This is a genomic window from Kitasatospora sp. NPDC023120 (assembly GCF_055560835.1).
On sequence record NZ_JBVHHY010000007.1, the window covers coordinates 240,293 to 260,499 of the forward strand.

The following is a 20,207-nucleotide window of genomic DNA, read 5'->3' on the forward strand; positions in this document are numbered from 1 at the left end:
CCGGCGGGGCTACCAGCCGAGGAGGTGGGTGCGGCGGGTGAGGGCGGTGAGGACGGACTCGGCGGTGGTCTCGTGGGTGAGAGCGCTGGTGTCGAGGGCGTGCGAGGCGTCCTCGGGTGCCGGGCCGGCGTGGAGGACGACGTAGTGGAGCGCGGCGCCGGTGGTGCGGCTCTCGCGGCGGAAGGTGTCCAGTGCGGCAGGCTCGGCCGGGGACTCCACCACGACCTGGTAGCCGCGGGTGGCATAGGCGAAGGCGGCCTGCGCGGCGGCGGCCAGCGCGGTGGCGTTCTGGCGGCCCGCCTCCGGCAGGTGCGGCTGCAGCCGGCCGCTGCGGATGACCCGCAGGAAGTCGTCCGTCCGCAGGTGGACGCTCGGGTGCAGCTCCCGGGCCAGCAGCTCCGCGACCGGGCTGTTCCCCGCCCCGGACGGGTCGACGAGGACGAGGACACCCCCGGCGCCCCGGCCGCCCCCGAGCTCCGGCCCACCTACGGTCGTACGAGTCACAGCTGCTGATCCCTTCGCGGGCCGGGGACGGGCGGGGTAGCCGGGGCGCGGCGGTCGGAGTGCGAAGGAGCGGTCCGGCCCATATCCGGACAGCCGACCGCCTCGTCCCTACGACTGATGCGTTCCGGGGATCAACCTAGTCCAAACGGGTGCCCCGAGTCGTCCCCCACCTGGTGCGCCGGCGGTCGCCGCGGCCGGTCGGTGACCGTCCGGTGAGCGCGCGGTGACCGGCCGGTGTCGGCCGCCGCGGCAGGGCGCTCAGCGCCCCTCGGCGCGCAGGACGATCGGGTTGGTGAGCGCCGCCATCGGGCCCCAGGGCAGGTCCGGGCCCATCGCGTTGCCGCTGCCCGGCGTGCCGTCCGGCTTCGGGTGGCGCACCTCGGCCCGGACGTACGCGGCGAGCGAGGCCGTGGTGCGCCACACCACCGTGCCGGAGCCGCCGGCGGGCAGTGACTCCTGGTGCATCTGCCCCTCGTCGGTGATCAGCCGGACGGTGCCGCCGGGCACGCCGGAGACGGCGAGCCGGACGTCCAGCGGCGCGTCGGCCGGGACGGTCAGCTCCTCGCCGATGCCCGCCTGCCGGCCGTGCCCGGTGACGGTGAACTCCAGCTCGACGGCCCTGGATTCGGCGAGCCAGCTGCGCCCGTCGCGCAGCCCGTCGAGGACCGCGTCCCGGGTGAGGTCCTCGGCCAGCACCACGTTGTGCGGGGAGCCGATCACCTGCGGTTCGCTGTGCGCGTCACTGTTGCCGAGGGCGGGCAGCCAGGAGCGGCCCTCGCGCAGGGCGACGGCGAGCCGGCCGTCCCAGGTGTCCACCGCGGACTCGTCGTCGTACGTCCAGGGGCCGTTCCACACCTCGACGGCGTCGGCCTGCTCGTAGCCGAACTTCCACTGGCAGGCGACGTACGGGCAGTACGGGTGCGCGGGCACCACCAGGCCGCCGGAGCGGTGGACCTGGCGCACGAAGCGCGGGAACTCCTCGTCGCGCGAGCGGTAGCGCCAGTCGACGAACCGGCCGCCCTCCAGGCCGAGGGCCAGCCAGTGGCCGTTGCGGGTGGTGACCTCCTCGCCGGGGACGATCAGCAGGTCCGGACCGGCCAGCGGGCCCCAGACGGCGTGCGAGGAGCTGGTGTTGTGGTCGGTGGAGACGATGAAGTCCAGTCCGGCCGCGCGGGCCCCGGCGGCGACCTCCTCGGGTCGGCGCCGACCGTCGGAGTGGACGGTGTGCAGGTGGCAGTCGCCGCGGTACCAGGCCCGGCCGCGCCCGCGGGCCCGCTCTGCCGGGTAGTGCGGGGTGAACAGCGGCCCGGGCGCGCCGAAGCGCAGGGTGACCTGGACGTGGTAGTCCAGGCCCTGCGGGGCGACCTGGTACGGGCCCAGGACGATGTGCCAGGTACCGGGGTTGACCGGGCCGGGCAGGTAGCCGGGGGTGGCGGCGGAGCGGGAGAGGCTGAACTCGGTGCGGAAGCCGCCGGACCAGCCGCGGAAGCCGGGGCCGCCGAGTTCGGTGCCGCGCTCGTCGAAGATGCCGATGTCGCAGGAGTTCCCGGGGGTGCCGGCCGGGACCGGCGGCTTGTCGTAGCCGTAGGACACGGCGATCTCGCGGACGCCCTCGGGGACTTCGACCGGGAGGTAGACGAAGTCGGGGGCGCCGGTGGGGAGATGGCCGGTGACCGTGAAGGTGCGGTCGGCGGCGGCGGTGGGATCGGCTTCGGGGTCCGCGGTGGCCTCGCCGGTGGTGGCGGCGAGGCCCAGCGCGGTGGCGGCGCCGGTGGCGAGGCCGGTGCGGAGCAGGTCGCGGCGGGCGGGGCGCGGGGTGTTGGGCTCGGTCGGCATCGAGGTCTCCGGATCGGGGCGGGCGGGTCGCTCGCGTGCCTACCCGGGCGAGTGAACCGGGGGTGAGTCGGGGCCCACGGGGGCGGGGCGGGCCGGTGAAGAGGGGCCCGGAGGGGGTGGGGGCGAGTTGCGGGGAGTGACGAATGGCCGGTTCATAGTCCTGTAATAGGTAGATATGACTAACTATGGACCGGGAGGCAGGCGTGGCGGTGAGTCGGCGGACGCTGCTCATGGTGGTGGCCGGGGGAGCACTGGCGGGGTGTGGGGCCAAGGCGTCGCCGACGCCGGTCTCCGCGCAGCTCTCCGCCCCGGTGGCGCCCCCCGCCGGGCCGTCCGCGACGCTGACCGGCATATCCGAGGAGGCCGACGCCACGCCGTCGGCCCCGGCCACGCCCGCGCCGACGCCCGAGCCCACGAAACAGCCGCCGCGCGAGGCCACCCGGGCGGAGATCGTCGACCGGTACGGTGCCGTGACCCCGACCGACTGGGGGCTGGAGGTCGCGGGAGTGATCACCGAGCTGCCCGCGGGCGAGCGCGCGACGGCACTCACCTTCGACGCCTGCGGCGGCCCCGGAGGCAACGGCTACGACGCCGCCCTGATCGACTTCCTGCGGTCGTACGCCGTCCCGGCCACGCTCTTCCTGAACGCCCGCTGGATCGACGCCAACCCGGACGAGTTCGAGCAGCTCGCCGCCGACCCGCTGTTCGAGATCGGCAACCACGGCACCGTCCACCGCCCGCTCTCCGTCACCGGCCGCGCCGCCTACGGCATCGCCGGCACCAGCGGCGTTGGCGAGGTGTACGACGAGGTGGCGGGCAACGCGCAGAAGCTCGCGGCGCTGCTCGGGCACCCGCCCCGCTTCTTCCGCTCCGGCACCGCGCACTACGACGACGTCGCCACCCGGGTGGTCGCCGACCTGGGCCAGCAGGTGGCCGGCTTCACCGTGAACGGGGACGGCGGCGCGACGCTCGGCGCGTCCGAGGTGCGCCAGGAGGTCGGGTCCGCCCCGCCGGGCGCGATCGTGATCGGCCACCTGAACCACCCCGGCGGCGGCACCGCCCCCGGCGTGGCGGCGGCGGTGCCGGGGATGCTGGCGGCCGGGCGGCGCTTCGTCCGGCTCTCGGACGTGCTGTGAGGGCTCGGCTCCCGGACCTGCCGTGAGGGGCGGCGGCAGGCTCTCGGGTCAGGAGAGCCGGAGGCCCCCCGGGTGCTCGTCCTCGATGATCCGCACCAGCCAGTCGAAGACCGTCGGCCCCCTGCCCGCCCGGGCGGCGGCCAGCTCGGCGGCGACCTGCTCGCGGTTGGTGGGGTGGCAGCGGCCCAGCCGCAGCTCCAGCCGGCGGACCGTCTCCGGGTAGCCGAGGGTGCGGCGGGACGTCTCGTGGTCGCGCCACTCGATGACCCAGTCCCCGTCGTCGGGTGTGCCGTAGCCGCCGCGAAGGCAGTCGGCGAAGGCGTCGAGGTTGCGGCCGAAGTAGCCGTCCACGCCGATCTCCTGCCCGACGGCGTCCCAGAAGTCCTCCAGGGTGCCGATCCTGCTGCCGTCGATCACGTAGGTCACCGTCACGGGGTCGAGGATATGCCCGAGCGCGGGGGAGTCACGGCTCGACGGCGATGGCGGTGGCGAGCAGCCCGTCCCGGACGGTCCAGCGGCCGTCGAAGCCCTCGACGCTGCGCCCGCCGACCACCGGGCCGGGGACCAGCAGGCGGGCGGTGAAGGTGCCGTCGGCGGCGAGGTCCAGCTCGGCCTCGCTGAACTCCAGGAAGAGCCGGGTCAGCGGGAACCAGGCCTTGTACACCGACTCCTTGGCGCTGAACAGCACGCGGTCCCACGGGGTGTCCGGGTGGGCGGCGGACAGCTCGGCGATCCGCTTCTGCTCGAAGGGCAGCGCGATGGCGTCCAGCACGCCCTCGGGCAGCGGCAGCGCGGGTTCGGCGTCGATGCCGACGGAGGCGAGGGCGCCGGACCGGGCCACGGCGGCCGCGCGGAAGCCGTCGCAGTGGGTGAGGCTGCCGACGACGCCGTCCGGCCAGCCCGGTGCGCCGCGCAGGCCCGGGACGATCGGGCGGTAGGGGACGCCGAGCCGGGCGAGGGCGGCCCGGGCGCAGTGGCGGACGGTGGTGAACTCGCGGCGCCGCTTGTCGACGGCCCGGGTGAGGACCGCCTCCTCCTCGGGCTCCAGCCGGGCCTCCGGGGGGTCGTCGTACGCCACCTCGGTCGCCACGCCGTCCGGCAGCAGGTCCCCTATCACCCGTTCCCCCTCGGTCGGTCCGCGCGGGACCGTCGCCCGCGGAACGAGGGTAACCCGGGCGGGGGTGCCCGGTGGGCGGAACGGGGACTGCTGCCGGGGCCCGGCGCGCAGCAGCCGCTACTCGAAGGCGGCCGCCGCCTCGCGCAGCGCCCGGGCGACCGTCTCCGGGTCGTACGGCGCGGGTTCGCCGGGCAGATAGGTGACCGAGTGCAGTGCGCCGGTGTAGCGGAAGGAGCGGTGGCGCTCGTGCACCGGCCAGGAGACCGGGGACTTGCGGTCGATGCCGATGCTGATGCCCTGGAACGGCGCCATGCCGATCAGCTGGTGGACCGGTCCGAGCCGCCCGCCGCCGCCTCGGGGCGCGGCGCCATCCACGAGCAGCCGGAACTCCCACGTGAGGTCGGCGACCGCAGTGGCCTCCAAGGTGACCAGCCGGGTGCCGGGCGGCAGCGGGCCGGCGTCCGCCTCCAGCAGTTCGCCGTACTGGTTGTAGGCGAGGCGCAGCCGCCCGTCCTCGACGTAGAGGCTGTAACCGCCGCCCTGGTCGCCGTGCGAGACCAGGACGCCCTGGTCGCCCGCGCGGTAGCCCTCGAGCGCGACCTCGACGGTGAAGGAGCGGAAGGAGATCAGCCGGGAGGAACGGTAGCGCTCCAGCTCGGGGGTGCCGGGCAGCAGGGTGACGGGTCGGCGCAGCCGCTCCGCCTCGGGGCCGCGCAGGGCGAGGGCGCCGCTGCCGTCGGCGAGCGGGAAGACGCCGTTGCGCCAGGCGGCTTCCTCCCAGGCGGCCGACAACTCTTTGACCAGCTCAGGGTGTTCGGCGGCGACGTCGTGGATCTCGGTGGGGTCGGTGCGCAGGTCGTACAGCGCCCACTCGCCGTCGTCGTACTCCGCGCCGGGGCGGTGCAGGGTGACCAGCTTCCAGCCGTCGCGGTAGTAGCTGCGGTTGCCGGTCATCTCGCAGTACTGCTCGTGGTGGGTGCCGGGCGCCGCGCCGTCGCGCAGGACGGAGGCGAAGCCGATGCCGTCGAGCTCCTGGACCGGGCGGTCGCGGCGCTCCGACGGCCTTTCCACGCCCGCGAGTTCGAGCAGCGTGGGGAGCAGGTCGGTGACGTACTGGTACTGGGTGCGGACGCCGCTGTCGCCCTCGGCGCGCGGCAGCCCGGCCGGCCAGGAGAGCACGAAGGGGACGCGGACGCCGCCCGCGTAGGTCTGGCCCTTGTAGAGGCGGAACGGGGTGTTGGAGGCCATGCCCCAGCCGCGCGGGTAGTGGACCAGGCTCTGCGGGCCACCGATGAGGTCGATCTCGCGCCGGACGTCCGGGTTCCAGTCCTCGGGGAGGTTCGGGTGGTGGACGAAGCGGCTGAAGTAGCTGCGGGTGCCCTCGGCGCCGCCCTCGCCGGTTCCGCCGTTGTCGCTGGTGAACACGATGACGGTGTTGTCGAGTTCGCCGAGGGCGGCCAGGGTGTCGGTGAGCCGGCCGAGGTTCTGGTCGATGTTGTCGACCATCGCCGCGTACACCTCCATGTAGCGGGCGTACAACTTCTTCTGCACGTCGGTGAGTTCGTCCCAGGGGCCGACCTCATACCCGGCCTCGGAGTTGCGCTCGGGCAGTTCGGTGCCGGGCGGGAAGTGGCCGGCGGCGAGCTGGCGGGCGAAGCGGGTGCGGCGCAGCTCGTCCCAGCCGCCGTCGTAGCGGCCGCGGTGGCGGGCGAGGTCGGCGGGCTTGGCCTGCAGCGGGCCGTGCACGGCGTTGTGGGCGAGGTAGAGGAAGAAGGGCTTGTCGGAGTCGTGGGCGCGCAGCGACTTGACCATCTTGACGGCCTGGTCGGTGAGGTCGTCGGTGTAGTAGTAGTCGTCGGGGAACTCGTCGATGTCCAAGGGGCTGTTGTCGCGGACGAGTTGGTGCGGGTGGAAGAGGCTGGTCAGGCCCTCCAGAACACCGTAGTACTGGTCGAAGCCCTTCTGCAGCGGCCAGTTGGAGCGGTCGTCGGCGGCGTTGGAGGCGGAGTCGCGGGTGAGGTGCCACTTGCCGACGGCGTAGGTGGCGTACCCGGCGTCGTGCAGCAGCTCGGCCAGGGTGGGGATGTCCCCGGCGACCTCCATGCCGTAGCCGGGGAAGCCCGGGTCGGCGTTGGCGACGAAGGAGTAGCCGACCCGGTGCGGGTTGAGGCCGGTGAGCAGGGCCGCCCGGGCGGGGGAGCAGAGCGGCATGGTGTGGTAGTTGGTGAGCTTGACGCCGGTGGCGGCGAGGCGGTCCAGGGTCGGGGTGGGGATCTCGGCGCCGAACGGGCCGATGTCGCTGTAGCCCATGTCGTCGATCAGGACGACGACGATGTTGGGCGCGCCCTCGCGTGGGCGGACCGGCTCCGGCCAGGCGGGGGTGGACTGGCGGAAGGTGCGTCCGACGGTGCCGGGGAAGCCGGCGTACGGGTCGCGGCGGTGCGGGTTGCCTTCGGGTTCGGCGGTCGTGTCGGCGGTCGTGTCGGCGGTCATGCGGTGCTCCGGGTGGTGGCTCGGGTGGGGTGAGTGGCACGAGCGGGCTCCAGGCGCGGGACGGCGGCCAGGAGCTCGGCGGTGTACGGGTGTTCGGGCGCGGTGACGACGCGGTCGGCCGGGCCGGTCTCGACGATCCGGCCGCGGTGCATCACGGCGATCCGGTGGCTGACCCGGCGGACGACGGCCAGGTCGTGGGCGATGAAGAGGACGGCCAGGCCGAGTTCGCGCTGCAGTCGGGCGAGTAGTTCGATCACCTGGGCCTGGACCGAGACGTCCAGCGCGGAGACCGGCTCGTCGCAGACCAGCACGCTGGGCTCGGGCGCCAACGCCCGGGCGATGCCGATGCGTTGGCGCTGTCCGCCGGAGAAGGCGCGCGGGTGGCGGTCGGCCATGGCCGGGTCCAGTCCGACCTGGGTCAGCAACTCGGCGACCCGGGCGGAGCGTTGGGTGCGGTCGCCGAGACGGTGGGCGACCAGCGGCTCGGCGATGATCTGCCCGGCGGTCATCCGGGGGTTGAGCGAGGAGTACGGATCCTGGAAGACCAGTTGGATGTCCCGGCGCGGCCCGCTGCGATGCCGCCGGTGGTCCGGCTCCTCGCCGTGGAAGCGGATGCTGCCCGCCGTGGGCGGGTGCGCCTGGACCAGTGCCCGGGCGAGGGTGGACTTGCCGGAGCCGGACTCGCCGACCAGGCCGAGGGTCTCGCCGGGGTGTAGGTCGAGGTCGACGCCGTGCAGCGCGGTGACGGCGCGCCGCCGGGTGCCGTAGGTCTTGCTCAATCCCCGCACGGTGAGCAGGGGTCGTGACCCGGGGGTGCTGTTGGCGGCGGCGCGGGAGGGTTCGTCCAGGCGGGGGACGGCGGCCAGCAGCTCGCGGGTGTACGGGTGCCGGGGCGCGGTGAGGAGCTCGGCCGTGGCACCCCGTTCGACCACCCGGCCGTGCCGCATGACCAGCAGCCGGCGGCAGGTCTGGGCGATCACCCCGAGGTCGTGGCTGATCACCACCAGTGCGGTGCCGGTCTCCCGGTTGATCCGGGTCAGCAGGCGCAGGATCTGCTGCTGGACGGTCGGGTCGAGCGCGGTGGTCGGCTCGTCGGCGACCAGCACCTCGGCGTCGTGGGCCAGTGCGAGGGCGATCATGACGCGCTGGCGCTGTCCGCCGGAGAACTGGTGCGGGTGGTCGCGCAGCCGTCCGGCGGCGTCCGGGATGCCGACCAGGTCGAGCAACTCGGCGGCCCGGGCCAGGCGTTCGGCCTTCCGTAGTCGGCTGCCGTGGGCGCGCAGCGCTTCGTCCAGCTGCCTGCCGATGGTGAGGACCGGGTTGAGCGAGGACATCGGGTCCTGGAAGACCATGGCGATCCGCCGGCCGCGCAGGGCGCGCAGCGCCTCCTCGGGGAGGCCGGCGAGGTCCTGCCTGCCGAGCACGACGGAGCCGGCGGTGATCCGGCCGCCGGGCGGCAGCATCCGCAGCAGGGCGAGGGCGGTGGTGGACTTGCCGGAGCCGGACTCGCCGACGATGCCGAGGGTGTCGCCCGGCGCGAGTGTGAAGTCGACGCCGTCGACGGCGGTGGTGTCGCCGAACCGGACGGTGAGGCCGGTGACGTGGAGGAGGTCGGGTGCGCTGGGTGCGTCGGGTGCGTCGGGTGCGTCGGGTGCGTCGGGCAGGTCGGGCGCGGCGGGCACGGTGGTCATCGGCGGATCCCCCGGTTCAGGGCCTCGGCGACCAGGGTGAAGCCGAGCACCAGTGCGGTGGTGACGGCCAGCGGGGCGGCCGCGAAGGTCGGGTCGGTGGCGAGGTAGGCGACGGACTGGCTGAGGATGCTGCCCAGGGTGGGCTCCGGCGGGCGGACCCCGAGGCCGAGGAAGCTCATCGCACCCTCGATGAACACGCCGAGCGAGAGCGCGATGGCGGTCTGCACGATCAGCGGGTCGACGGCGTTGGGCACCACGTGCCGCAGCAGCACCCGGGTGCGGGAGGCACCCCCGACGCGCGCCGCCAGGGCGTATTCGCGCTCCCGCTGGACCAGGATCCCGGCTCGCAACTGCCGTCCAAAGCCCGGGATTTCGGCCAGCGCGATGACGATCACCACCGGCCAGCGGCCGGGGCCGAGGACCGCGGTCACGGCGAGCGCGAGGATCAGCCCGGGGAAGGCGAGCAGCAGGTCGAAGGCCCGCTGGACGGCGAGGTCGGCCCACCGGGAGGTGGCGGCGAGCAGCGCGGCCGAGCAGCCGAGCAGCGCGCCGACCGGGACGGCGGTGACGATCAGGGTGAGGTCGGTGCCGATGCCGTGCAGCACCCGGCTGAACAGGTCGCGGCCCAGGTCGTCGGTGCCGAAGGGGTGCTCGGCGCTCGGACCGGCCAGGGCGAGCGCGCTCTGGGCGTTCGGGGCGGCGCCGGTGAGCACCGGTGCGAGCAGCCCGGCGAGGGCGATCGCGCCGACCAGGGCGAGCCCGGTCAGGCCGCGCCAGGTGCGCAGGGACGAGAGGTGACGGCGCTGCTGCGTACGGGTTTTGAGGGAAAGGGTGGCGGTGGTCATCGGGTCACTCCCAGCGGATCCGGGGGTCGAGCCAGGCGTACGCGAGGTCGGTGAGCAGCTGGACGGCGACGTACACCGCCACCACGAGCAGCAGCAGGTCCTGCACCACCGGGTAGTCCCGCCGGGCCACGCCCTGCTCGATCAGCCGGCCGAGGCCCGGCCAGGCGAAGATCCGTTCCACCAGGACGGCGCCGGCGATGAGGTGGCCGATCTGCAGGCCGAGGACGGTGACGGCGGAGGGCAGGGCGTTGGGCAGTGCGTGCCGGCAGACGATCCGCCGCCGGGAGACGCCGAGCGCGGTCGCGGTGCGGACGTAGTCCTCGGCGAGGGCGCGCTCGATGCCGTCCCTGAGGTAGCGGGCGAGCACGGCGGCGCTGGGCAGGGCCAGGCAGAGCGCGGGCATCGCCAGGTACTGGACGGCGAGGTCCGGTGCGTCCAGCAGGGATTCGTGGCCGCCGGCCGGGAGCAGCCCGAGCGAGACCGCGAACACCAGGACCAGGACGACACCGGTGACGAAGGGCGGGACGGCGAGTACGGCCGTGGTGACCGCCTGGATCACGGCGGCGATCGGGCGGCGCCGGGTGGTCGCCCCGGCCACCGCCAGCGGCAGTGCGATCAGGACGACCAGCAGCAGCGCGCCGAGGGCGAGTTGGGCGGTGGCGCCGAGACCGTTGCCGATCAGGTCGGAGACCTGTCCGCCGATCGCGTAGCTCGGCCCGAGGTCGCCGCTCAGCAGTCGGCCGAGCCAGTCGACGTACTGTCCGAACAGCGGCCGGTCCAAGCCGAGTTGGGTGCGAATGGCCGCGACGGCGGCGGGGGCGGCGTCGGGCCCGGCGAGGGAGGTGGCCGGGTCGCCGGGGATCAGCCGGAGGATGAGGAAGACCAGAAAGGACGCGAGGGCCAGTACCAGCAGTGCGCTGGGGAGGCGTTTGAGGAGGAAGGCGCCCATGGGTTGGGTTCCGGACCGTCCTGCTCAGGCCGTCAGATGGGCGTCGTCGAGGTTGAGGTAGCCGAACTTGTTGAGCGTGGCGCCCCGGGCCTTGCGGCCGGCGACCTCGACCAGCCCGGCGATGGCGAGGTCGATCACGAACTCCTCGTCCAGCAGCACGTCGGTGATCTGCTGGTAGAGCGCCTTGGCCTCGGGACTGTCGCTGTCGCTGCGGGCCCAGGCGCGCTGGACCACGTCGGTGTAGGCGGGGGAGGCGAAGTGCGAGCTGTTCCTGGCCTCGTTGAAGGGGTAGGCGCTGACCGCGAGGGTGGCCGGGTGGAGCTGCGCGAAGCCGTGGCTGAGCGTCCACAGCGCGGGCATGGACTGGGAGATGAGCTGCTTCTGCATGGTCGGCGAGTCGGTGGGCTGGAGCACCGTGTCGATGCCGACCTGCTGGAGGTCGTACTGCAGGATCTGGGCGATCGCGGTCGGCCCGGGCTCGCTGGAGTGCGCGAAGGGCAGGGTGATCCGCTCCAGGCCGGCCTCCTTGAGCAGGGCGCGGGCCTTCTCCGGGTCGTGGCGGTAGTGGGCGGCGCCGGCCTCGGTGTGGGCGGGGGAGGACTTGGGCCAGGGCACGGAGGAGACGCTGCCGTAACCGCCGAGGGCCTGCTGGACGAAGCGCTCGCGGTCGATCGCCCAGGCGATGGCCTGGCGCACCCGCTTGTCGCCGACGTGCTCGGCGGTGACGTTGACGCCGATGTAGTAGGCGCCGGCGCCGGTGTCGTACTGGGTGATCCGGAACTGCGGGTCGTCGCGGAGGGCGGCGACGTCCTTGCCGCGGACGTTGTAGGACAGATGGGTCTGACCGGTCTTGAGGGAGGACAGCAGCGACTCGGCCTGCGGGACTATCCGGATCTCCACGCCGTCGAGGTATGGGCTCCCCGGGTTCCAGTACCGCTCGTTGCGGGCGAAGGAGAGCGAGGAGCCGGGCTTGCGGTCGGTGAAGGTGAACGGGCCGGTCCCGATCAGCCTGGTGCCGGTGACGGCGTCCTCGACGGAGCCGGCGTCCGGGATGATCATGAACTCGAAGAGGTCGAAGAGGTTGCTGACCGGGTGGGCGAGCACCAGCGTCAGCTCGAAGTCGCCGTTCTTGCGGAAGTCGGTGACGGTCGCGGCGGTGGAGCGCAACTGGGCCGAGCGGGAAGGGTTCTGGAGGTTCCTGACCGCGAAGACCACGTCATCCGCTGTGAACCGGCGGCCGTTGTGGAAGAGCACGTCCTCGCGCAGCCTGAGCGTGACGCTGGTGCCGTCCGGCGCGACCTCCCAGGCGGTGGCGAGTTCGGGCTGCGGGCGGAGCCGGTCGTCGTACCGGGTGAGGGTGTTGAAGACCAGGCGCTGGACGAGGGTGTTGGCGCTCTGGGCGAACAGCAGGCTCGGGGTGAAGTCGATGCCGGTGGCGACGGAGAGGACACCGCCCCGGCGCGGGGCCTCCGAACTGCCCGCGGAGCCCGCGGCGTTGGCGGTCTCGTCGACGGCGGACCGGCAGGCCGCGAGCGTCAGCAGGCCGGCACCGGCGAGGCCCGCGCGCAGCAGGGCGCGGCGGCTCGGGGCGGGGGGACGGGTGAGCGCGGTCATGGCGGTCCTTCGGGGTTGCGGATGGCAGGTCAGAGGTGGTGGGACAGTGCGCGGACCGGCCGGGCGTACAGCTCGCCGAGCACCGGGGTGCCGGCGGCCACCGCGAGCACGTCGGGGCCGCGTCGCTGGGCGGTCAGCAGCGCGGCGTCCCGGCGCAGGTGCGAGCGGAGGGCGAACTCGGCGCGGACGACGTCGAGGTAGCCGGGGTCGAGCAGCGCGAAGGTCTCGGTGAGGACCAGCAGGTCCGGGTTGACCACGTCGGCGAGCAGCGCCAGGGCGCGGCCGAGGATCCGGGCGCGGTTGCGGACCAGCCGGTCCGCCCGCGGGTCGCCGCGCTTCACGGCGGCGATCAGCTGGGCCCGGTCGGGCTCGGTGGTGACGCCCTCGGCGGCGGCCGCCTCGAACAGCGTAGTGTCGGAGGCGGCCACCGAGAGGCAGCCGAGCCGGCCGCAGTGGCAGCGCGCGCCGCTCTGCGCGTCCGGGTCGGTGACGGTGCCGGTGACCGGGAAGTGGCCGAGGTCGCCCATGGCCGAGGGCGGGCCCTGGTGGACCGTACCCGCGACCGCCAGCGCCGCGTCCACCACATGGCCGACGAACAGCTGGACCATGCTGCGGCGCGCCGCCGGGTGGCCGAAGAGGATCTCGGCCTGGGTGAGCGCCCGGGCGTGGTTGTCCACCTGGACCGGCAGCCCGGTGGCGTCCCGCAGCAGTGCACGCAGCGGCAGGTCGCGCCAGTCCAGCGGCCCGTGCCGCAGCACCAGCCCGCGCTCCGGATCGACCGAGCCGCCGCAGACGGCGCCCAGCCCGACCACGGTGCGGCCGCCGCGCAGCGCCTCGATCAGGCGGGGCAGGCGCGCCGACAGCGGTGCCAGCACGGCGGATCCGGTCCGGCCGCGGTTGGCGATCTCCTTCCGCCGCAGCACCCGGCCGCGCAGGTCGAGCAGCGCGAAGGTGGTGTACGGGACGCCGATGTGCAGCCCGGCGACGGCGAGTTGCTCGGTGTCCACGGCGAGCGGGAGCTGCGGGCGGCCGACCGTACCGGCGCCGCCGCCCGCCAACTCCGGTCGCTCGCAGAGGAGTCCGAGCCGGACCAGGTCCAGTGTCTGCCGGGAGACGGCCGCCGCGCTGAGCCCGGTCAGCGCGGCGACCCGGCTCCGGGCGATCGGCCCGTGGTCGAGCACCGCGCGCAGGACGGCGGCGGCATTGGCGTCCCGGCGGTCGTCGCCGGCGCGGAGGGGCGTGGACACGGTCGGGCTCCGGCGGCTTCGCTGCGCCTCAGTTCGCCGTGAGCCGGTCCGCCGTGAGCCGGTCTGCCGTGAGCCGGTCCGCCGCGGGGCCGTCCGCCGTGGGTCGGTCCGCCTCCGCGAGCTCCTCGGCGGGCACCAGGCCGGGCACCCGCGGCGGGTCGGCGGGCTCCAGCAGGCGGCTCGGGACACCGTCCACGCCGACCGGCAGGTCGCCGTCCAGGGTGATCCGGCGCACCAGGCGCGGCTCGTCGCCGTAGTCCGCGACCGCGTAGTGCTGGGTGGCGCGGTTGTCCCAGATCGCCACGTCGCCGACCTGCCAGTCCCAGCGGACGGTGTTCTCCAGCCGCTCGACGTAGCGCTGGAAGAGGTCGATCAGCGCCTTGCTGTCGTCGCCCGGGAGGAGCTGGATGCGCTGCGCGAAGGCGCCCAGCAGGAGGGTCCTCTCGCCGGTCGCCGGGTGGACCCGGACCACCGGGTGCTCGGTCTTGAAGGCGGTGGAGACGAAGACGTCCCGGAACAGCCTGGCGACCTCGGCGTTGTCCGCCAGCTCCGGGCGCAGGGCGAGCCGGGCGGCGTAGTCGTAGTCGTTGGTGTGGACGGCGCGCAGGCTCTCGGCGAGCGTCTTCAGCGGTGCGGGCAGGTCCTGGTAGGCGGCCGCGGTGTTGGCCCAGACGGTGCTGCCGCCGGCCGGGGGGACCTCCAGGGCGCGCAGGATCGAGGCCTTCGGGTAGGACGGGACGAAGGTGACGTCGGTGTGCCAGCTGTTGGCGCGCACGCCCTTGGTGGCGTCCAGCTCGAAGATGTAACGGCCGTCCGCACTGGGCACGGTGGGGTGGCCGACCGGGTGGCCGAGGAGGCGGGCGAAGGCCTCCTGCCCGGCGTCGTCGAGGTGCTGCTGGCCGCGGAAGAAGAGCACCTTGTGCTCGTACAGGGCGGCCTCGAGGGCGGCGACGGTCTCGGCGGGGAGGTCGCCGCCGAGGCGTATGTCGTGCACGAGCGCGCCGATGCGGCCGGCCACGGGGGTGAGGCGGAGGGCGGTGGGGGTGGCGGGGGCGGTCCGGGCGGTGGTGGTCATGGCGAGTCCCTCTCGGGGTGTGGTGACGGTGAGTGATGGCGTGTGGCCGTGCGGCCGGGCAGGCACGGGGCGTACGGCGCGGCGTCGGGGGAGGTGCGCGGAAGGGGACGGTCCGGTGTGGCGGACGGTCAGAGCGCGAGCGCGCCGCGACAACAGCGGCGTCGGCAGCGGCGGGGAACGGGGCGGACGGCGGTGTGCATCGGCCCTCCTTCCGGCTCGCTGGGTGTGGGCTCGGGCTTCATCGTGCTGAAGCGCACGGGTGCCTGTCAATCGTCATCTTGCCTGGTGGGAAAGGGTGTTGCCGCTTCGTTTCGGCTGCGTGCGGATTCTTGCGGCCGGTTGCGGCGCGTTTCGGTCCGTTGTGGCGGATGACGGGGGGATGGCGGGCGTGCTGCGGGCCGGCCCTCGGCCTTGTGGCGCGGACGTGGGGTTACTAGTTTTCGGAGCGGAAGTAATCCGGGCCGGCACGGACGGTTCCCGTGCCGGGGCCGACGCCTGGGCGGATCCGTACGGTCGTGACGTTTTGTCACTGCCCCAGGAGTCGGGCGAAGTCCAGTCCGAGGCTGCCGAGGGCGGGCAGCGCGCCGAGGTCGGTCACGCCGCCGACCGGGATGCTGTAGCCCTGGTTCACCTCGCGGGGCGCGGACCCGGGTGCGGCCTCGGCTACGGCGGGGACGGCGCCGGCCGTGGCCAGGGCGGCGCCGAGGAGCAGGGCGGCAAGAGCGGCGCGCATGTGAGGGGACCTCCAGGGCAGGCGCACGGATGACGGTCTGTCAACACCCTCCGTGGCGGAGCGGTCACGTATCTTCGCCCTTTCGGGCGCATTAGTAAAGATTCTTGCCTTGTGTTCATGCCAACATCATGGAGGTCTGGACCATCCCGAGGACGAGCGCATACGTTCCTTTTCCAAGGGCGGGCGTCGAGTCTCCGAACTGTCGGGCAGGCGTGGTGACTTGTGGCTGTCATGGCCATGACTTGAGCCGCCCGCCGTCAGCACTGCAACCGGAGGGAACGAACCATGCGCGCCATCGGCAAGAACCTCAGGATCCTCGCGGGCGCCCCGCTCGCCGCAGCCGCTCTCATCGCCTTCACGGCCGGCACCGCCAGCGCCGCGATTCCGATCAACAAGCCCATGACCGGCAAGGCCACCTACTACACCGACTCGGGCTACGGCGCCTGCGGCACCCAGATCAACGCCTCCTCGCAGATGCTGGTCGCCGTCTCGCACACCTGGTGGACCACCGCCAACCCGAACAACGACCCGGTCTGTAAGGGCATTTCGGTCAAGGTGACCTACCAGGGCAAGACCATCACCGTCCCGGTGAAGGACCAGTGCCCCTCCTGCGACTCCACCCACATCGACCTCAGCCAGCCGGCCTTCGCCAAGCTGGCCCCGCTGGACAAGGGCGTCATCAGCGGCCTCACCTGGCAGTTCGTCAAGACCGGCCTGAAGGGCGAGACCGTCGAGCTCTCCGCCCCGATCGCAGGCTCCACCATCGGCTGAGACCGGCCGGTGTGACACGGCCGTGCCCGCCCCCGTTCGGCATGACGGGGGCGGGCACCGCCGACTCGCCCGGCGCGGAGCAGGGCGGCAGGCGACGTGCGTGGCCGTTCGGTGACACGGAACGCCCGATTCCGTCGACTGTTCGTACTAGCTTCGATCGTGCACGCTGCCCCGGTGCCGCCCGGTCCCCGTACGAGCAGGAGCGGTCAACGTGCGTGTCCTCACCCGTATTCCCTCATCGGCGGCGTCGGCCGCACGCCCGCCCCGGCGTACCGGCCCCTGCCCCGGCCCGAGGAGCACCACGGCTGGGCCGTCCTGTCCGACCGGCCGTTCGTGACCTTCACCGCGCTCTACGGCGCCATGGGCCTGCAGTACCAGACCGTGTCGCTGCTCCTGCCGATGTGGCTCTCCGCCCACTCCGACGCGCCCCGCTGGACCGTGGCGGCGGTCTACGCGGTCAACAGCGGCGTGTGCGTGCTGCTCCAGAGCAGGATCGGCTCCCGGGTGGAAACACCGCGTCAGGGCGGCCGGGCCTTCCGCCTCGCCGGGCTGTTGTTCCTGGTCAGCTGTCCCTTGATGGCCCTGACCGCGGACGTTCCGGCGTGGGTCGCACCGGCGCTCGCCGTCCTCGCCGTCTGCGTGCACAGTCTGGGCGAGGTCTGGGAGTCCTCGGGCGGCTACGCGCTCGGCTTCGGTCTCGCCCCCGACCACGCCCAGGGGCAGTACCAGGGCCTCTTCGGCATCGCCTTCGACGCGGGGCAGGCCCTGGCGCCGGTGGTTCTCACGACAGCGGTCCTCGGCCTCGGTCACACGGGCTGGCTGCTGCTCGGCGCGTTCTTCGCGGCTCTGGGCGCGGCGGGCCCGCCGGTCGCCGCATGGGCGGAGCGCACCCGGCGCCCGAGCCACGACGCGGCCCCGGTTCCCGACACCGTCTAGGACCAACGCCTCGGCCCCGTCCATCCGTTGGGCGGGGCCGACGCGCAGGTGCACCCGTGTGCACCCGTGGGTTCCCGCGTGCCCCGGTCAGAACCAGTGCAGGCAGTGCGGCGGGCGCTCGGTGCGGAAGAGGGCGTCGGCGAGGGCGGCCGCGCCCGGGCGGTGCGCCCGGATGTGGCCGGCGCGCACCAGCGTGCTCGGGGCGGTGCCGCCGAGGTAGACCGAGCCCAGGTCGCGCACGTCCAGGGACAGGTCCGGCTCGCGGTCCGTCGGGACGCAGTCGGCCTTGCCGTCGCGGACGGTCAGCAGGTAGCGGCCGTGCTCGCCGAGGAACGGGTCGTCCACGTCGAGGATTAGCTCGCCGTCCGCGAACCAGCCGCGCGAGGTGAGCGCGCGCGGGATGTCCAGGATCCGCACCCACAGCCAGTCGGTGTGGTTGCTGAGCTTCCCGGCGTTGAAGTCCGCGAGCTGCCAGCGCAGCGGGTGCTCGGGCGGGAGGTGCCTGACCACGACCTCGGACACCAGGTCGTGGTCGAGAACGAACCGGGCCAGGGCGGTGTAGGCGGCGTCATCGGTGGTGACGGTCTCGTCCACCGTCAGGGTGTCGTCGCCGAGCGAGTAGCTGGCGTACCCGTCCGGGACGCCGTCCGCGTTCCGGTGTACGGCGACGTAGCGCGGCGCCCGGGCGATCGGGGGCTGTCCCGCGCCCGAGGCCCACCAGCGGCGCGGCCGGGACAGCGCGCCGGGCTGGGCACGGCGGTAGCGGTCGTAGACCTCTTCCAGGATCTCGCCGCACTCGGCCCGTCGCAGCACCTCCACCGAGCCGGTGTCCGTCCCGCCCGCCGCCCGGGGCGCGGCGAAGGCGCCCTGGTGGCGCTGCACCGTCAGGCGCTGCGTGTACGTCGCCGGCCCGTAGCCGAACCTGCCGTAGATCGTCGCCTCGGAGGCGAGGAGGACGGAGAGGAACTCCCCGCGCTCCCGCAGTTCGGCGAGCTGGTGCCGCATCATGGCCGTCAGCACGCCCCGGCGCCGGTGCGTGGGCAGCACGCCGACACAACTGATCGCGGCTGCCGGGACGATGGTCTCGCCGGGGAGGGTGAGCTCGAAGGAGTACGCGCAGGCGGTGCCGACGGGCTTGTCGTCCGGGGTGTAGGCGAGCAGAGCGCGGTCGATCTCGAGCGCCGACCACCAGACCCCGCTGCCGTCCTCGGCCGGGGTTTCGGGGAAGCGTCCGAACGCGGCATGGAGCGTGTCGACGAAGACACCGCGGTCCTGGTCGGTGGTGGTACGAATGTGCATTGCTGCCGCTGCCTCCCCTGGAACCGGGCACCACGGCGTACAGCGCCCCCGCCACAGTGCAGCGCCGCCGTTCCTCGGGCAAACGATTTACCGGGCGGGGGCGTCGGGGTGCGGCGGCGGCGTTTGGGAAGGTGGTGCATGCCGATCTCGTGGTGAGTCGGTGTGCTGAGAAGGGGAGTGCTGGGGATGGCGGCGAAACCGGTGCTGTACGTCGTGGTGTGTGCGGCGGGGGTGGCCGGCGGGGTGGGGGAGTTGATTGCGGCTGCTCGGGCGCAGGGGTGGGAGGTGGGCGTCGTGGCGACTCCGGACGCCATGGGGTTCATCGACGTTGACGCGATCACCGCGCAGACGGGGTACCCGATCCGTTCCGCCTGGCGGAAGCCGGGGGACCCCAGGCCGCTGCCGGACCCGGACGCGATCGTGGTCTCCCCGGCGACGTTCAACACGATCAACAAGTGGGCCCTGGGCATCTCGGACACGCTCGCCCTCGGAATCCTCTGCGAGTCGTACGGGTGGGGGATCCCCGTCGCGGTTCAGCCCTGCCTCAGTACCGCGCAGGCGGCGCACCCCGCGTACGAGGAGAGCCTGGCGAAGCTGCGGGCGATGGGCGTGCGCGTCGCGGACTTCGTGCCCGGCTCGTACAGCTGGACGCGGGCTCTGGAGCTGCTGCGGGACTGACAGGGTGGCTGATCGGACGCGGGAGGTGGAGACGGTCCGCCAGCTGCGCGCGATCCTGAACCGTTTCTTCCCCGCCGCCGCGCAGGCCCGGATCGACCACGCCTGGGCGGGCGTGCTCGGCGTCCCCCGGGACTGGTGCGCCACCGTGGAACTGGACCGGGTGAGCGGGCTCCCCCGAGCCCCGGAAGGCCCACCGTTCGGGCGCGCCGTGGAGCGGATCCGCCCCGCAGCCCGGACGGTGAAGGCGTGACGCGGAGAACCCTGCCGGCCCTGTGCCTCGCCCTGCTGCTGTGCGTGCCCGCCGCCCCGGTGGAGGTGCGGTCGCCGGGCCGGCAGGTCGCCGTCGTGGACCAGGCTTCCCGCCGGGTGCTGGTCCTGCGGAGCGCCGAGGAGCTGCCGGCGCACCGGGGCCCGGGCCGGCTGCCGGTGGTCTGGGAGTGGAGTGCCGACCGGGCGCCGGAGTTGGCGGACCTCGCCCCCGCGCGCAGCTGGACGGCCCCGGACGAGGTGAAGAGCCGGGTCCGGCAGGGCCGCCGCCACCTGCTGACGACCGCCAGTGGCGGGCTCGCCGCCGTCGTGGAGACCGCCACCGGCCGGACCCGCTGGGCGGCGGACGTCGGGCCGGCCGCCAACCCGCACAGCATCGAGCTGCTGCCGGACGGCAATGTCGCCGTCGCCGCGAGCACCGGCGGCTGGGTGCGGCTGTACGCGGCTTCACAGGGCCCGAGGACAGCCGCGTACGCGGAGTTCCGGCTGGCCGACGCGCACGGCGTGCACTGGGACGGGCGGACCGGCCTGCTCTGGGCGCTCGGTGGCTCCGCGCTGACCGCGCTGCGGGTCGGTGGCACCCCGGCCGCGCCCACGCTCACCGAAGTCCGGAGCACCCCGCTGCCGGGCCGGGGCGGCCACGACCTGGCGCCTGTGCTGGCCGCTCCCGGGCGGTTCTGGGTGAGCACGCTGGCGGGTCTGTGGAGCTACGACCCCGCCGCCGACCGCTTCACCCCCGTCCACCTGACCGATCCGGCGGCCGAGCGGGACGTCAAGAGCGTCGGCGACGAACCCGGGCACACCGGCCGTCTGCTCACCATGACCCCCGAGCACACCGGTCCGTGCGACTGGTGCACCAGCGCGCTGACCCTCCACCGGCCGGAGGGCACCCGGGTGTTGGCCGGGACGCACCTCTACAAGGCGAGGTGGTGGGGAGGCTACTAGCAGATCCGTGACGCTGGGTAGTCGATCTTGGGCGTCGAGTCGGCGATACCACTCGAATTGCGGACAGCGTT

The 20,207-nt window shown here is 73.7% G+C and carries 19 protein-coding genes; 6 read left to right on the plus strand and 13 right to left on the minus strand.

The window, feature by feature from the left end; translation table 11 throughout:
• Positions 1–9 precede the first annotated feature (9 nt).
• Both ACZ3TI_RS13060 and ACZ3TI_RS13065 read right to left on the minus strand, forming a co-directional pair.
• Positions 10–504 (minus strand): hypothetical protein, encoded by a 495-nt coding sequence (locus tag ACZ3TI_RS13060; protein WP_465726270.1) that lies wholly within the window; start codon positions 502–504, stop codon positions 10–12.
• Between the two features lie 258 nt (positions 505–762).
• Positions 763–2,340: a CehA/McbA family metallohydrolase gene (locus tag ACZ3TI_RS13065; RefSeq protein WP_465726271.1), complete on the minus strand. Its 1,578-nt coding sequence runs from the start codon at positions 2,338–2,340 to the stop codon at positions 763–765.
• A gap of 203 nt (positions 2,341–2,543) precedes the next feature.
• On the opposite strand from ACZ3TI_RS13065, the gene ACZ3TI_RS13070 reads away from it, so the two are divergent.
• Positions 2,544–3,476, plus strand: a complete 933-nt coding sequence (locus ACZ3TI_RS13070; RefSeq protein WP_465726272.1) for a polysaccharide deacetylase family protein — start codon at positions 2,544–2,546, stop codon at positions 3,474–3,476.
• Between the two features lie 48 nt (positions 3,477–3,524).
• On the opposite strand, the gene ACZ3TI_RS13075 is transcribed toward ACZ3TI_RS13070, so the two are convergent.
• The 10 genes from ACZ3TI_RS13075 to ACZ3TI_RS13120 all read right to left on the minus strand — a co-directional run bounded on the left by ACZ3TI_RS13075 (position 3,525) and on the right by ACZ3TI_RS13120 (position 15,240).
• Positions 3,525–3,908 carry a barstar family protein gene (locus ACZ3TI_RS13075; protein WP_465726273.1) on the minus strand — a complete coding sequence of 128 codons (384 nt, stop codon included), beginning with the start codon at positions 3,906–3,908 and terminating at the stop codon, positions 3,525–3,527.
• A gap of 31 nt (positions 3,909–3,939) precedes the next feature.
• On the minus strand, positions 3,940–4,593 hold the full coding sequence (locus ACZ3TI_RS13080) for a 4'-phosphopantetheinyl transferase family protein (protein WP_465726274.1): 654 nt from the start codon (positions 4,591–4,593) through the stop codon (positions 3,940–3,942).
• Between the two features lie 117 nt (positions 4,594–4,710).
• On the minus strand, positions 4,711–7,086 hold the full coding sequence (locus ACZ3TI_RS13085; RefSeq protein ID WP_465726275.1) for an arylsulfatase: 2,376 nt from the start codon (positions 7,084–7,086) through the stop codon (positions 4,711–4,713).
• Positions 7,083–8,777 (minus strand): ABC transporter ATP-binding protein, encoded by a 1,695-nt coding sequence (locus ACZ3TI_RS13090; RefSeq protein WP_465726276.1) that lies wholly within the window; start codon positions 8,775–8,777, stop codon positions 7,083–7,085. Before ACZ3TI_RS13090 ends, ACZ3TI_RS13085 begins: the two co-directional genes overlap by 4 nt.
• Positions 8,774–9,622 (minus strand): ABC transporter permease, encoded by an 849-nt coding sequence (locus ACZ3TI_RS13095; protein ID WP_465726277.1) that lies wholly within the window; start codon positions 9,620–9,622, stop codon positions 8,774–8,776. The genes ACZ3TI_RS13090 and ACZ3TI_RS13095 overlap by 4 nt, the downstream gene beginning before the upstream one ends.
• 4 nt (positions 9,623–9,626) lie before the next feature.
• Positions 9,627–10,571: an ABC transporter permease gene (locus tag ACZ3TI_RS13100; RefSeq protein WP_465726278.1), complete on the minus strand. Its 945-nt coding sequence runs from the start codon at positions 10,569–10,571 to the stop codon at positions 9,627–9,629.
• Positions 10,572–10,595: 24 nt separating this feature from the next.
• Positions 10,596–12,185, minus strand: coding sequence for an ABC transporter substrate-binding protein (locus ACZ3TI_RS13105; RefSeq protein ID WP_465726279.1), 1,590 nt, complete (start codon positions 12,183–12,185; stop codon positions 10,596–10,598).
• Between the two features lie 29 nt (positions 12,186–12,214).
• Positions 12,215–13,432, minus strand: a complete 1,218-nt coding sequence (locus ACZ3TI_RS13110; protein WP_465726280.1) for an ROK family protein — start codon at positions 13,430–13,432, stop codon at positions 12,215–12,217.
• Positions 13,433–13,460: 28 nt separating this feature from the next.
• A complete protein-coding gene (locus ACZ3TI_RS13115; RefSeq protein WP_465726281.1) occupies positions 13,461–14,507 on the minus strand; it encodes a TauD/TfdA dioxygenase family protein in 1,047 nt (348 codons plus the stop codon).
• Positions 14,508–15,033: 526 nt separating this feature from the next.
• A complete protein-coding gene (locus tag ACZ3TI_RS13120; RefSeq protein WP_465726282.1) occupies positions 15,034–15,240 on the minus strand; it encodes a hypothetical protein in 207 nt (68 codons plus the stop codon).
• Between the two features lie 285 nt (positions 15,241–15,525).
• On the opposite strand from ACZ3TI_RS13120, the gene ACZ3TI_RS13125 reads away from it, so the two are divergent.
• Positions 15,526–16,011 carry a cysteine/serine endopeptidase inhibitor gene (locus ACZ3TI_RS13125; RefSeq protein ID WP_465726283.1) on the plus strand — a complete coding sequence of 162 codons (486 nt, stop codon included), beginning with the start codon at positions 15,526–15,528 and terminating at the stop codon, positions 16,009–16,011.
• Positions 16,012–16,185: 174 nt separating this feature from the next.
• Positions 16,186–16,947: an MFS transporter gene (locus ACZ3TI_RS13130; protein WP_465726284.1), complete on the plus strand. Its 762-nt coding sequence runs from the start codon at positions 16,186–16,188 to the stop codon at positions 16,945–16,947.
• Positions 16,948–17,034: 87 nt separating this feature from the next.
• Here ACZ3TI_RS13130 and ACZ3TI_RS13135 read toward each other — a convergent pair whose 3' ends face one another.
• Positions 17,035–18,246, minus strand: a complete 1,212-nt coding sequence (locus ACZ3TI_RS13135) for a GNAT family N-acetyltransferase (protein WP_465726285.1) — start codon at positions 18,244–18,246, stop codon at positions 17,035–17,037.
• A 186-nt stretch (positions 18,247–18,432) separates the two neighbouring features.
• Here ACZ3TI_RS13135 and ACZ3TI_RS13140 point away from each other — a divergent pair, with 186 nt between their 5' ends.
• Genes ACZ3TI_RS13140 through ACZ3TI_RS13150 form a run of 3 tightly spaced genes read left to right on the plus strand, consistent with a single transcriptional unit; the run spans position 18,433 to position 20,136 of the window.
• Positions 18,433–18,924: a flavoprotein gene (locus tag ACZ3TI_RS13140; RefSeq protein WP_465726286.1), complete on the plus strand. Its 492-nt coding sequence runs from the start codon at positions 18,433–18,435 to the stop codon at positions 18,922–18,924.
• Between the two features lie 4 nt (positions 18,925–18,928).
• A complete protein-coding gene (locus tag ACZ3TI_RS13145) occupies positions 18,929–19,174 on the plus strand; it encodes a hypothetical protein (protein ID WP_465726287.1) in 246 nt (81 codons plus the stop codon).
• Complete coding sequence (locus ACZ3TI_RS13150) at positions 19,171–20,136, plus strand: DUF6528 family protein (RefSeq protein ID WP_465726288.1); 966 nt, start codon at positions 19,171–19,173, stop codon at positions 20,134–20,136. The genes ACZ3TI_RS13145 and ACZ3TI_RS13150 overlap by 4 nt, the downstream gene beginning before the upstream one ends.
• Positions 20,137–20,207: the final 71 nt, after the last annotated feature.